This window comes from Shewanella atlantica (assembly GCF_003966265.1).
Classification (GTDB): domain Bacteria; phylum Pseudomonadota; class Gammaproteobacteria; order Enterobacterales; family Shewanellaceae; genus Shewanella; species Shewanella atlantica.
Window position 1 is genome coordinate 16648 of record NZ_RXNV01000004.1, and the last position, 14080, is coordinate 30727.

The 14080-nt window shown below is 46.1% G+C and carries 11 protein-coding genes; 6 read left to right on the forward strand and 5 right to left on the reverse strand.

What is annotated here, in order from left to right:
- Positions 1-13 precede the first annotated feature (13 nt).
- Entirely contained in the window at positions 14-1444 is a 1431-nt protein-coding gene (locus EKG39_RS11315) for an ATP-binding protein (RefSeq protein ID WP_126505864.1), read from the forward strand.
- A gap of 167 nt (positions 1445-1611) precedes the next feature.
- Positions 1612-2304: a response regulator gene (locus EKG39_RS11320; RefSeq protein WP_126505865.1), complete on the forward strand. Its 693-nt coding sequence runs from the start codon at positions 1612-1614 to the stop codon at positions 2302-2304.
- A 20-nt stretch (positions 2305-2324) separates the two neighbouring features.
- Here the strand turns inward: EKG39_RS11320 and EKG39_RS11325 are convergent, their stop codons facing one another.
- Positions 2325-3257: a LysR family transcriptional regulator gene (locus EKG39_RS11325; RefSeq protein WP_126505866.1), complete on the reverse strand. Its 933-nt coding sequence runs from the start codon at positions 3255-3257 to the stop codon at positions 2325-2327.
- A 153-nt stretch (positions 3258-3410) separates the two neighbouring features.
- Between EKG39_RS11325 and EKG39_RS11330 the strand changes: the two genes are divergently transcribed.
- On the forward strand, positions 3411-3722 hold the full coding sequence (locus tag EKG39_RS11330) for a monooxygenase (protein WP_126505867.1): 312 nt from the start codon (positions 3411-3413) through the stop codon (positions 3720-3722).
- Positions 3723-3732: 10 nt separating this feature from the next.
- The gene (locus EKG39_RS11335; RefSeq protein ID WP_126505868.1) at positions 3733-4104 is read left to right on the forward strand and encodes a hypothetical protein; all 372 of its coding nucleotides are present in this window, start codon (positions 3733-3735) and stop codon (positions 4102-4104) included.
- A 151-nt stretch (positions 4105-4255) separates the two neighbouring features.
- Here EKG39_RS11335 and lpxM read toward each other — a convergent pair whose 3' ends face one another.
- From lpxM to pheS, 4 genes are all read right to left on the reverse strand, one after another.
- Positions 4256-5191 carry a lauroyl-Kdo(2)-lipid IV(A) myristoyltransferase gene (gene lpxM, locus EKG39_RS11340; protein WP_126505869.1) on the reverse strand — a complete coding sequence of 312 codons (936 nt, stop codon included), beginning with the start codon at positions 5189-5191 and terminating at the stop codon, positions 4256-4258.
- Positions 5192-5631: 440 nt separating this feature from the next.
- Entirely contained in the window at positions 5632-5928 is a 297-nt protein-coding gene (gene ihfA / locus EKG39_RS11345; protein ID WP_012142935.1) for an integration host factor subunit alpha, read from the reverse strand.
- Positions 5929-5933: 5 nt separating this feature from the next.
- Positions 5934-8321, reverse strand: a complete 2388-nt coding sequence (gene pheT, locus EKG39_RS11350) for a phenylalanine--tRNA ligase subunit beta (RefSeq protein WP_126505870.1) — start codon at positions 8319-8321, stop codon at positions 5934-5936.
- A 15-nt stretch (positions 8322-8336) separates the two neighbouring features.
- A complete protein-coding gene (gene pheS / locus EKG39_RS11355) occupies positions 8337-9320 on the reverse strand; it encodes a phenylalanine--tRNA ligase subunit alpha (RefSeq protein ID WP_126505871.1) in 984 nt (327 codons plus the stop codon).
- A 403-nt stretch (positions 9321-9723) separates the two neighbouring features.
- Between pheS and EKG39_RS11360 the strand changes: the two genes are divergently transcribed.
- Together EKG39_RS11360 and EKG39_RS11365 are read left to right on the forward strand one after the other, a co-directional pair.
- The gene (locus EKG39_RS11360; RefSeq protein ID WP_126505872.1) at positions 9724-11229 is read left to right on the forward strand and encodes a methyl-accepting chemotaxis protein; all 1506 of its coding nucleotides are present in this window, start codon (positions 9724-9726) and stop codon (positions 11227-11229) included.
- Positions 11230-11403: 174 nt separating this feature from the next.
- Positions 11404-14016 (forward strand): PDC sensor domain-containing protein, encoded by a 2613-nt coding sequence (locus tag EKG39_RS11365; protein ID WP_126505873.1) that lies wholly within the window; start codon positions 11404-11406, stop codon positions 14014-14016.
- Positions 14017-14080: the final 64 nt, after the last annotated feature.

The window sequence follows — 14080 nt, forward strand, 5'->3', positions numbered from 1 at the left end:
TAAGCATGGTCATATGATGAAATTTAAGATTAAGCACAAGTTATTTTTAGCCATCATCACGGCTAATATCTTTATCGTGCTTGGAATTTACATCCTCAGCAGCCTCTCTTTTAGCAGCAGTTTTCGTGAGTACCTGGATGCAAACCGCGAGAAGGAGTTAGCCCCCATGGTCGAGGCCGTGGCCAGAGAGTACCAAAAACAGCAGGATTGGCACTGGCTTCGACAACGTGGCAGATCGACCTGGCGCACGCTTATCGATACCTATTATGTGCCGAGAAACAGCAATCCTGACCGGGCACAATTTCGGCCGCCACTCTCAAATGGTGAGCGGCAGCCCCGGCCCAGACCACCAATAGTTTTTATCGCCGACAGAGATCAGCAACTGCTGCTGGGCCGCAAAGATAAGCTCGATACAATCAATTGGATAGCCATTACTCTAGATGATCAAACCGTAGGCTATTTGGGCTACCACAGAACCACCCATATCACCTCTCAACTCGACCGCTTGTTTGTCGATAAATTAAAGACCAATTTAATCTGGATTGTTATCTTCGTCATTTTAATATCGGCGCTTATCGCCCTGATCCAGAGCCGATTTTTCGTTAAACCTATCATCAGGCTCAGCCAGGCCACCCATAAGATCAGTAAAGGCGAGTTTACCACCCGCATTGCCGTGTCGAGCGATGATGAGATAGGTGAGCTGTGCCAGGACTTTAATCGCTTAGCAAAATCGCTGGACCGTAACTTGAAGGCCCGTCAGCAATGGATAGCCGATATTTCCCATGAGCTCAGAACCCCCGTCGCTATTTTGCAGGGGGAGTTAGAAGCGCTACAGGACGGTATTCGAGACCACTCCCCCGAGTCGGTCGACTCACTGTACCAGGAGGTTAAGCGTTTAGCCTTTCTGATCAATGATCTGCATGAGTTGTCTATGTCGGACATGGGCGCGCTGAGTTATCGCTTCGAAAACCTGGATCTCGTTGAAGTGTTAGAGCAGGTTATCGAGAGTAAAAAAGACACCATAGTGAGCGCCGGGTTTAACATCGAACAGAGCTATTTACAGGGCTGTGAACAGGACTATGAACAAGATAAATTGATACTTAAGGGCGATGAGCACCGCCTGAATCAACTGTTCCTCAATCTGCTCAATAATAGCCTGGCTTATAGCGACTCAAGTGGCACCGTCGAGATAAAGGTTAAAACCCAGGGGCCAAACGTCCTCATCAGTTGGAGCGATACACCACCAGGAGTGAGTGAGGAGCAGTTAGCGAAACTGTTCGACAGGTTATATCGCGCAGAATCGTCGCGCAATCGAAATTCGGGTGGTTCGGGTATAGGCTTATCCATAGCTAAGAACATCGTCGAGGCGCACAACGGCACCATTACCGCCAGTGCTTCAAGTTTAGGTGGCGTGGCCTTCGACATCACGCTTCCGCTGAAATAACTTACTTGAACGCCAGTAACTAATTTTAGTAACTAATTTTAGTAACTAATTTTAGTAACTAATTTTAGTAACTAATTTTAGTAACTTATTCTAGAAACTTATTCTAGAAACTTATTCTAGTAACTCGCTCTAATAACGAATAGCAATAACTAATGACAGGCAACTGGATGAACACTGAAGCAGCAAAACGAATTTTGATTGTTGAGGATGAGGTGAAGATAGCCCAGCTTCTGGCCGACTACCTTGCCGGCTCATCCTTCGAACCCCATCAACTCCATCGCGGCGATGAGGTGCAAGCCTGGTTAGCCAGCCATCCCTGCGATCTGATATTGCTGGACCTTATGCTACCGGGCCTCGATGGTTTAGAGGTGTGCAAACAGATCCGCCAGCACTCGAACGTCCCCATCATAATGATCACGGCCCGGGTAGAGGAGATAGACCGCCTGCTCGGTCTGGAGCTTGGGGCCGATGACTATATCTGTAAACCCTTTAGTCCGCGGGAAGTGGTCGCCCGGGTCAAAGCCGTGATACGCAGAGTGGTCAATCAGGCATCTGCTAACACTAACGATATTCAAATTGATGGTATTCGACTCGATAAAGAGAGCTTTAAAGTGTCTAAATCCGGTGTGCATTGTGACCTGACCAAGGTCGAGTTTTACCTCTTCAGTGCCATGTTTAAGCAGCCCGGTCGAATATTTTCAAGGGATCAGTTGATGGATATCATCTACGATGACCGCCACTTCGTCAGTGACAGAACCATAGACAGCCATATTAAGAAGGTACGTAAGAAACTTGCCTCTATCGGAATTGAGGAGAGCGCCGTTCACTCTGTGTATGGCGCAGGCTATAAGTATGAGTAAAAGCTCTTTGATTAACAGCCTTATTCCCTAAGCTTTGTACTCTCAATCAACAGCCCATACAGACATTTAGCAGCGGGGCCGGTTTTCGCCCCTTTCGGTAAGGTTAAATGCATCGGCACCTGATAACGCTCGGCGTTCTCGACTTTCAGGATAGCAATATTGTCCATTCTTTGGCTTTGACTGAGTTGGTTTAGCTGGTGTTCCGGCAGGCGACAAAAGCCAGCGCCTTGCTCGACGGCCTGCCAGGCATGGTCGAAATTATCCACCGTGATGCGCTGACGGGACTTAAGCCAACCCACATCCAGCTTTTCCTCTTGTTTTGCCTCTTGTTTACCGCCAAGGTTTACAGGGCCCCCCAGATCTCGCACGACGATCTGGCAGCTAGTGGTAAAATCCGCCGTACACAGGGGATGTTTACTTGCCAGTGGATGGGTTTTGGCCACCACGGGCAGCATAGTCACGATACCGAAAGCCTCACAGGGATAATTAGTGACAGGCAGAGTGACGATAGATATGTCGGCCAGTTCATCGGTCACCATCTGCGATGTTTTAGACAAAGAGGTCTCAACCACCTGAATCGAGGTGCTGCTATTTTGTGCCAGAAACTCAGCCATTGGTTGATACAACCAACTGCGGTCGCACAGGTGGTCGATGGCGATGGTTATCTCCGACTCTATTCCCTTAGCGAGCTGGGTGCTTATCTCTTCGAGCTCCCTCGCCTGCTCTAACATCGAATCTGCCCGGCGAAGGAGCGCCTTTCCATCGTCACTCAGTACCGCACGGCGACCCTTTATCTCCACAAGAGAGACACCTAACTGCGCTTCAAGCTTTTTGACCGAATAGATTAGCGTGGTGTGGCTCTTGTTCAATGCTGTCGCAGCGGCCTGAATACTGCCTGCACGGTCAATTTCGTACAAGGTTAGCCACTGATCCAGGGTGGTTTTCAATCTCACTGGTCGATTTTCTCCACATATAACCGCAGTTTTATGAGCTTTTATGTTCAATTTATACAGGTATTATTATCCCCATACCAGAGAGCTGCAGACATATTTATGAATTCCACTCTCATGTTAAGCAATTTAGAAAATTTATATTGGAGATAAGAGATGCAAAAGTTACTACAGGTCGATTTCGGTTTTAAGGGTCCGTTTGGAGAAGAGATGGCAACCATGCTTACGGGCTTAGCCGAGTCAATCAATGATGAACCCGGAATGATTTGGAAGATCTGGACCGAAAATGAAGCTAGGCAGCTCGGAGGTGGAATATACCTGTTTGAAGATGAAGCCACTGCACAGGCTTATCTGGAGATGCATACGGCTCGCTTAAATAAAATGGGGATATCAGATGTCAGGGGGCTGATTTTCGATGTGAACCAGACGCTGTCTGCGATCAATAATGGCCCCATAGCCCAAGGGTGAGGAGAGCGTGATGAACAACAAGACATTTTTAACTGTCCACGGCGCGGTTTACACGGTATTCGCATTGGCGCTGTTTTTTGTGCCAACACTAATGTGGCCCATGTATGGGGTAGAGATTAACGACCGCTATGCCTATTTTCTCTCTCAGCACACATCGATATTTCTGGGGGGAATAGCCGCGATAAGCTTGTTATTGCGTGAGATTGAGACCGGTAAACTGGCTAGAAATCTGTTTTTGGCCCTGACAATCTCAAATGGCCTGGGCGTCATCATTACTCTGTATGCTGGCCTGACTGATATCTTCGTCGGTTTTGGCTGGAGCGACCCGGCATTCTTTACCCTATTGTCAATTATGAGCTTTATGCAGATGAGAAAACAATAACAGCCATGGTTCACGACCCGAACGCCAGCCATAAGTACCAATAAAAAAAGGTGAGTTTAAGCTTATGCTTAACCTCACCTTTTTGCTTTCGCAGAAACGGCATCACTGACACCGCACCGAACATATCGGCTATTGAACTAATACAGGTGAATCAATACAGGGGTGCTTCGCCTTCGGGGCGTGTCTTGAGCACCTTCAAAAACCACATATACTGCTCCGGATAGGCTAAGATCACCTGCTCCACAGCCCTGTTCAAGGCAAGCGCTTCATTTTCTTTGCCCTTCATCTCATCGGGTTCGATGGCCGGCATGACGGTTAATTCAAATTGACGAGCTTGCTGATTATAGCCAATTTTAACCGGCATCACCTGGGCATTACCGGCCTGAGCCAGACGCCCGACGACCGGCAGTGTCGCCTTAACCGTGCCCAGGAAAGGGGCAAAAACGCTTTTATCCGGCCCTAAGTCTTCATCGGGAAGGTAGAAGAAGCTTTTATCATTTTTAAGCTCAGACAAGAGTGCGCGGATCCCCGCCTCGCGCATATAGATGTTGCCACCGAGACTGCTACGCATACGGTTGTTAAACCAGTTAAACAGGCCGTTACGATGGGCCTTAGCCATACTCACCATAGGCAGGTCGAGGTTCAACCTGAGACCCGCATATTCAATTCCCCACACATGGGGCATGATAAATATTACCGGTTGACCGGCCGCTCGTGCATTCTCAACATGCTCAAACCCCATCAACTTGACCCTGCGACGCATGTTGGCATGTGAGCGTACCAGCAGCTCAGACTGGGCCAGCAAGATCATGACAAAGTTTTCAATATTCTCTTTGAGTAATGCCTCTACCTCGACAGGAGTTTTTTCGGGAAAGCAGGCTGTGACATTGATTCGAGCAATCGAAATAGGTTTCTTTGCAATCGTCATCACCAGTTTAGCGAGTAAACGCGCTATGGGATCACGCAGCCTTGCCGGCATCAAACCGAAGATGACCAATATCAGGATCCCAAACCAGGTTAACCAATATTTGGGGTGAAGTAGCTCGGCTTTGAACTTACGATCAAAATACTTAGGCTTTCTTGACAAAAAAATGACCTCAATTAATACCTGGCGCTAATATTCAGCGCTAATAACCACTAATACCGAACACTAATACCGAACATTAATATCTGGCACTAATGCCTTACACTGTGGACAGACTGCTCGGTAGCGCCCTCTTAAATTCTTATTTCAAGGCGATTGATCCTGGAATGGCAATTCCGTTTACATCAAGGCAATAATGAAATGAAGTATTTGAGAAGTTTCCGTTGGCAGATGCTACCAACAGCTGAGTAATGGCATTTTCAATGCTAGACGGTTTCAGGAGCGGCAAGTAACCTTTGATTCAAATAGCTGTATTTGTTCGAAAGATTATTTAATTCTCACCTGTAAATAAGAAAACGAATAAGATTGATATGAATTTCACTAGAAAAATATACAGAAAAAGCCACTACATGAGTGGCCTTAACTGTAACTATTTAACGCGATTATTTTTTCGCGTTAGCCTCTTCGACTCGGCTCTTAAGCTTTTGTCCAGGTCGGAAAGTTACGACTCGGCGAGCTGAGATAGGGATATCTTCGCCTGTTTTCGGGTTCCTTCCCGGTCTTTGATTCTTATCTCTAAGGTCAAAGTTGCCAAAGCCAGATAACTTGACCTGCTCACCACTTTCGAGTGCTTGACGAATTTCTTCGAAAAACGTCTCTACCATCTCCTTAGCTACACGCTTGTTAATTCCTAGCGTTTCAAAAAGATGCTCTGCCATTTCGGCTTTGGTAAGTGCCATATTCTTTAATCCCTCAACAGTGCGTTGAACTCTGACTTGAGAGCGGAAACCACTGAATCTACCATCTCAGCTATCTCTTTTTCTTCAAGTGTACGTGTGTTGTCTTGTAACGTAAGTGCGATGGCTAGGCTCTTTTTACCCGGCTCAACACCTTTACCTTGGTATACATCGAATAAGTTTAAGCCAACCAACTGATTTTGGCCAACTTTTCTTATCATTTTTACAACATCTCCGGCAGAAACATTGTCATCTACTACGATGGCGATGTCACGACGGTTAGCAGGAAACTTAGATACAGTCTGGGCTAGCGGTAAGCCGGCATGTAATAAAGCGTCCAATTCGAGCTCAAAAACAATTGTTTTACCATTGAGTCCAAAAGGCTTTTCTAAGCTTGGATGTACTGCACCAATGATACCAATTACTCGATCATTCCTTAATATTTCAGCACATTGCCCCGGATGAAGAGCCGGATGTGTTGCACTTCTAAAAGTAAATTCAACATCGGAAACTGTCAAGCCGATGATGGCTTCAAGGTCGCCCTTAAGATCGAAAAAGTCGACCGTTTTAGACTCCATCGACCAGTGCTCATCATTTTGGTTACCTGAAATAACCGCACCCAGCATAGCCTGCTGACGTACATTTGATTCTGCAGTGTTATCAGGAACAAAGCGTAAACCTGTTTCGAAAAGACGAACACGGTTCTGTTGACGGCTCTGGTTGTAACCTACGGCACCTAAAAGACCGGTAAACATAGATAGTCGCATCGCTGACATCTCAACTGAGATTGGATTCGGCAATGTCATCGCCTCTTCACCAGGATGAACTAAGTTTTGCAACTTAGGATCGACGAAACTATAGGTCACCGCTTCCTGGAAACCACGAGCAACAAGCATGCTGCGAACGCGCTTTAAGCTAATATCTGATTCTTTATGATCAGGCATGCTCAGCGACGCTACAGGCGCTGTGTTAGGAATATTGTTGTAACCGTAGATACGGGCAACTTCTTCAATCAAATCTTCTTCGATAGCCATATCGAAACGATACGTTGCCGTCGTCACTTCCCAGGTATCTGCATTCACTGTTACAGCAAAGCCAAGACGCTCAAGGATCTCAGTTACTTCAGCATCAGAGATATGATGACCTAAGATGCGGTCAAGCTTGCTACGACGTAATACGATCTCAACAGGCTTAGGAAGATGCTCTTCTGATTTAGCTTCAACAACTGGGCCTGCTTCACCGCCACAGATATCGAGTACCAGGCGTGTAGCGCGATCCATCACCTTATGCTGCAGCTCAGGGTCAACACCACGCTCGAAGCGATGTGAAGAGTCTGTGTGCAGGCCAAGACGACGAGCCTTGCCTAAGATGGCTAAAGGTGCGAAGAACGCACACTCGAGCATGATGTCTTGAGTATCGGTGTTCACACCAGAGAATTCGCCACCAAAGACACCAGCAAGCGCCAGAGGCTGCTTTTGGTCGCTGATGACTAGAGTATCAGCAGGAACTGTGATCTCGTTACCATCAAGCAGAGTGAGCTTCTCAGAACCTGTTCCCATGCGTACTTGAATGTCACCTGCCAGTTGAGCAAGATCGAATGCGTGCATAGGCTGACCAAATTCGATCAATACGTAGTTCGTGATATCGACAATAGGATCGATTGAGCGAATACCGCTGCGACGCAACTTCTCTTGCATCCAAAGTGGTGACTCGGCCTTCACGTTAACGTTTTTAACCACACGACCTAAATAACGAGCGCAAGATGCCGGCGCCTGAAGATCGATCTTGATAGCATCATCAATCGTAGGCGTAACCGCTTCCCAACTAGGCTCAGTCACAGACTGACGGTTTAATACACCCACTTCACGGGCCAGACCTGCCATACCGAGACAGTCTGCACGGTTAGCTGTCAGGTCAACATCGATAACGGCGTCGTTGAGACTCAAATAATCACGAAGATCTGCACCAATTGGCGCATCGACTGGTAGTTCGAGGATACCATCGCTTTCAACGTCTATACCCAGCTCACCGTATGAGCAGAGCATACCAAACGACGGCTCACCGCGTAGTTTGGCTTTCTTAATTTTAAAATCGCCAGGTAGTACTGCACCGACCATAGCCACCGCAACTTTAATACCCAGACGGCAGTTAGATGCGCCACAAACGATGTCGATCAATTCATCTTCACCGACATTGATCTTTGTTACGCGAAGCTTATCGGCATCAGGATGTTGACCACATTCGACAACTTCACCAACGACAACACCGCTGAACTCACCGGCAACACCTTCAATACCATCTACTTCCAAACCAGCCATGGTGATTTGATGGGATAACTCTTCACGACTAATGCTTGGGTTTACCCACTCACGAAGCCAAGATTCACTAAATTTCATGCTAATACAGCTCCGTTATTTAAATTGCTTGAGGAAACGCAGGTCATTTTCAAAGAAAGAACGTAGATCGTTAACGCCGTAACGCAACATAGACAGACGCTCAACACCCATACCAAAAGCAAAACCAGAGTATTTTTCAGGATCGATGCCAACGCTACGCAGTACATTCGGATGCACCATGCCGCAGCCAAGCACTTCTAACCATTTACCGTTTTTACCCATAACATCCACTTCAGCAGAAGGCTCTGTAAACGGGAAGTATGAAGGACGGAAACGGACTTCTAAGTCTTCTTCGAAGAAGTTACGCAGGAAGTCATGCAGTATGCCTTTAAGCTCGGCAAAGTTGACGTTCTCAGCAACCAACAACCCCTCAACCTGATGGAACATAGGCGTGTGAGTCTGATCGTAATCGTTACGATATACGCGGCCTGGAGAGATAATACGCAGAGGTGGCTTCTCATTTTCCATAGTACGGATCTGTACACCGGAAGTTTGAGTACGCAACATCACCTTAGGATTAAAGTAAAACGTATCATGATCGGCACGAGCTGGGTGGTGCTCTGAAATATTCAAGGCATCGAAATTGTGGAAGTCATCTTCGATTTCCGGACCTTCCTTGACACTAAAGCCAAGCTCACCAAAAAAGGTTTCGATTCTTTCGATAGTGCGAGTCACAGGATGCAGACCACCGTTGTCGATGCGACGACCCGGTAGTGAGACATCAATGCTTTCTGCTACAAGTTGTGCTTCAAGCTCTTTTGCCTTCAGATTGTCTATTCGTTCAGACAGCTGCTTTTGTACGGCTTGTTTCGCCTGATTAACAGCTTGGCCAAATGCCGGTTTTTCGGCCGGACTTAGCTTCCCCATCATCTTCATCATGTCGGTAATTTTACCTTTCTTTCCAAGGTAATCGACACGAAGCTCATCAAGGGTTTTTAAATCTTCGGTCCCTTCAATGGCAGCCAAGGCCTGTTCTACGATCTCTGTTAACTGTGACATCTTCTCTTCCAGTGCGTGCGACCCATTGGCCGTTACTTTGTAGTACTAGCTATTTTTCTTTATGAAAATAGAAAAAGACACGAATTTTACGTGACATCCGCCCTTTTGACCAGCGTAAATTAACTGTTTTATCTGTTAAACCCCTATTTTAGTGAGATCTTTAGGCTTTAGGCGACATTTTTTGAACGACAACTTGTTATAAATTAATTAGCAGAAGGTTGCGGTTTTGCTCGCGATCGGTAATAGAGCAATGTAACATCTATTCTGTATCTTATAATTAAGCATAAAAACAAGCGTCAATGCGCAAATTCTAAGCAAAACTTACCATTATTACGCCTAAAGACTATCCATGGTTGCGCCATCGATAAATAAATAATAATTAAGATCACACAGAGAGAGCCTTATGAAAGAAGTAAAATTCCGCTGGATAGATCAATACCTTATCCATATGACCCTGAAAACCAAATTTGCTATTTTAGCTATCGTTCCCATCTTCACCTTGATAGGCCTTGCATTGGTGCTTAACAGCCAATTTGAATCTGAGTTGCTTGAGACTCATAACAAGGCAAATCTGGCTCAGGCTCAAAGCGTAAATTCAGTTGTTGATATCAGTTATGACTTTATTCCTGAGTCACAGCGTGCAGAGTATCTGAAAAGAGTTAACCGGGTTGCTAATATTAAACTGGTCAGTGATCTAGTCGGCAAGAGCGAACGTCTCGCACAGCAAGGCGGCGGTACTCAGGAGACAAGTTCCGGTCTGCTGTCGGTGAGTAAAGTCAGTAACAACCAATTAGTTACGACCTCAGCAGTCGCACCTCTCGAGACAATCGAAGATAACAGCCATTGGTTATCTATTGTTATGTCCGTCGCATCCATGATTGTGATCATCTTAATTGCGGGTTACTACATCTCTACATTTGTCGGAGGCGCACTCTACACCAGTGTGATGGCCCTTAAACGAGCCGCCGACGGCGATCTCACCAGTCGTCTCAACTTCTTTGAAGTTAAAGATGAGTTTAGTTTGCTGGCTATCAGTATTGATACTCTGGTCGAGAGACAGCATAACCTGGTTAAGCAGATCACTCAGGCGAGTACACAGATCCGTCAAGTGGTGCAGTCATTCAGACAAAATGCTCAGGAAGGCCAGTCATTGGCGGCAAATCAACGTCAGCATCTGGACTCACTAGCCACCGCGATGGAGGAGATGACTGCTGCCGTGATTGAGGTTGCCCGCAATGCCGAACAGTCATCAAGCGAGACCCAGGAAGCCAATAGCCAGGTCGATGCCGGTTCCAGAGACATCGAGACTACCGTTGTCGCTATCGGCGGTTTATCCGATGAGATAGCCAATGCCTCAAGCGCCGTCCATGATCTCAATGAGAATGCGGCCAAGATCGACGAGGTTGTGACGACCATTAATGCCATCTCCGAACAAACCAATTTATTGGCTTTGAACGCCGCGATTGAAGCAGCAAGAGCGGGTGAGCAAGGCCGTGGCTTTGCCGTCGTTGCCGATGAGGTCAGAACCCTAGCGGGACGAACTCAGTCCGCGACGGTCGAGATCAAATCCATGATTGAAGCACTTCAATCCGGTGCTCAGAACCTGACTCAGGTAATGAAGCGCACCGTCGATAAAGCCGATGATGGTAAAAAGCATGTACTGGATACGGGCGAGGATCTTAAGGCGATTGCACATCACAGCTCAAAAGTTATGGAGATGAGCGTGCTCATTGCAACCTCTGCCGAAGAGCAATCATCGGTTGCTAATGAAATAGCCTCTAACCTGATGGAGATCCGCAATCAATCACACAATGTAGAACAATCTGCAAATGAATCGGTTTCTGGTTGTGACGAGCTACATGCAACAGCCGAGCAGTTAGATGAACTGCTTGTTGGATTGAAGATCTAGTCAAAATTACAAGAGGCAGATACGGGGAAATCACGAACAGTTTAATCAGGCACCAGTGATAAACTGTTCGTGTTATTCGCTTCAATGCAACAGCCGGCAAGCTAACCTTTAATACCCGGGTTACACCTAAGTGTTAGCGTTTAATCTGATGCCATAAGAGGATTGAAAAGATATATGGGCAACTCCAAGATCAGTAAACCTAACATACAGGCTCTGCATTGGAGCGACAGTTTACCGGTCAAGTTTTCTTTTATTCAAATTATTATCGCCTCGCTGATCATCATATCCAGTGTATGGATACTCTTTACCATAGAGAAAAGCCACCAGCTACAGGCCCAGATCACTTTAAGCCAGAACCAAGGCTTAGCCATAGTTGCAAAGCTGCAACAAACCACATCGAAGATAGAAAGTCTCGCAGTCTCTATGGCCTCTTTAGGTGAGATATATGCCCATGACAGTCAAGTACTCTTGAAATCCATTCCTGCACTGCTGGACAAGAATGGAAAATATGATCTGATCTCCGGTGGCGGGATCTGGCCGGAACCGGGCAGCTTCGATGAAACTAAAAAACTCGATAGTCTTTTCTGGGCCAGAAACAAGGCCCTTGAACTGGAACGTGTCGATGACTATAACCGTCTCAATGGGCCCGGATATCATTCAGAGAGCTGGTACAAACCCACCCGTTTCTTTCCCAGCGGCACCACATTCTGGTCTGAAACCTATATCGACCCCTTCACCAATCAGGCCATGTTAACAGCGTCTGTGCCTATGTGGGTTGAGCATCAATTTGTAGGCGTCTCTACGGTCGATGTTACGCTATCGGGGTTAGGCCACTTTTTTCATCAATCGATGAATGATAACCAAGGTTATATGTTTGCTCTCGATCATAGCAACAGAGTACTGGCGGCCCCTAAACAAGATGATAGAAACAAGATTTTTGATGAACGCGCTTTCTTTAAACCCTTTGCGGGCTTCACTGCCAATAATCCAGTGTTTGAACCCATAAACGAAAGGTTGATTGAACTGGACGGGCAGTTGATTGAAGAGTCACAGGAGAACCCTGCCTATAATCAATTTCAGCTTGCCGACTTGATGGACACCACCCATTTCTCCCAAAGAGAAAAACTTGCCGCACTTATCAATCTCAATGCGAAAGGTAAACCAAAATCGACCTCCTTAGTCGCCTCTTTCGAGCTAGGCCATGATCCTATTCTGGGCGAACCAACATTAGTGTCCATCTTCATGATGCCAAAGACCTTTTGGAGAATTGTACTCGTCACACCACTCTCTTCAATGAATGATAAAGCCAATATCATTGCCGCCAGAATGGGGATCTACCTGCTACTCATGCAGTTGGCAGCGCTGATTTTACTGTTTATTCTTCAACATAAGCTGTTCATCAGGCCCATTTCCAGGATGGTTAATGCCCTGCAGGGAAACCAGATAGCAAAATTAGAGTTAGAAGCCACCATCAGCAAAGATGAGTTGGGTCAATTAGCCAGAGCGTTTATCTCTCGAAGTCATCAACTGGAGGTGGCTTTCGCCAGTCTCGATGCAAGTAATTTAGCCCTAGAGGAGCAGCTGACCGTTCAAAGAATCGCTCAAACAGAGTTAAAACTGCGAAAGAAACAGCTTAATTCGCTGCTGAATTCATCACAGAACCTCATCAGTATCAAAGATATCGATGGCTCTTATATCTTAGTCAATGACAGATTTTGCGAAGTTATCGGAATTGAACGTCACAGCATTATAGGTACCAAGGACAGTCAGATTTTTCCGGCTCATATTGCCGAGTTAATTTTGAAACACGATAACATCACCTTAAAGACACAGAGTCCACAGAGCTTCGAACAGCCTATCCCTTCGGTGCAAGGTGAAATCGTTTATCAAGTCACTAAGTTCCCGATTAAGGATGATGATGGCACCATGACTTCCATAGGCAGCATGGCGTTTGAGATCGGCTCGCAAAAAATCATCAGTCAAGAGTTACATGACAAGAACGAATCGCTCAATTTAGCACTGGCAAAATATTCACATCAGCTATTGATGAGTAAACAAGAGAGCCAACAGCAACAAGAGAGGACAAACGAACTCGAATTAACCATAGATAAGCTCAATAATTTGCAGCGTGTAGAGGTTAAAAACCATGAATTATTCCCACAACTATTCGCAACCCTGATAAAGCAACACACCCAAGAGCAAGACCAGTTATTATCCCTCATCTGTAACTATAAGGCGGGGCTCAGTCAGGATAATTATGATGAGATCGTCGGCCGCTTAACGGAACATACCGATAAATTACGCCATTTCCAACACCTGATTGTGAGTAAGGACATGGCAATTAAATCAATTAACCTGTCGCACTATCTATCTCATTTTCTAGTGGTTATGGAGCCACAACTCACAGAGCAGGAGATACAGGTCAAGGTAGTTTGTGATAGCAAACTTAGCATCAATCGCTCTTCATGGGATCTGTTACTGATATTTTACTCCTTAATCAATAACTGTCTTTCTCATGCATTCTCCGGTCGGCAAAAACTCAAACAGATATCGATAGAAGTCGAGCAGCGGAATGATAACCTAATCATCACAATAGAAGATAATGGCCTGGGTATCTCGGAGGACAAACTGGCGGGGCTGAATTCACAACTGGGGACAAATGCCTATTCAGGCACGCTGCCAAGTTTAGATGCTTGGGTAGGATCAGAACTCAGCGGCTCATTAGAAGTCGAATCGACACTGAACCAATTTACCCGGGTGATATGTACTCTCCCAATTAAACGATAATGAAGCTACAGTGCAATTAATCATTAATTGTCGGTAAGAAAAAAGGTGCTTATAGCACCTTTTT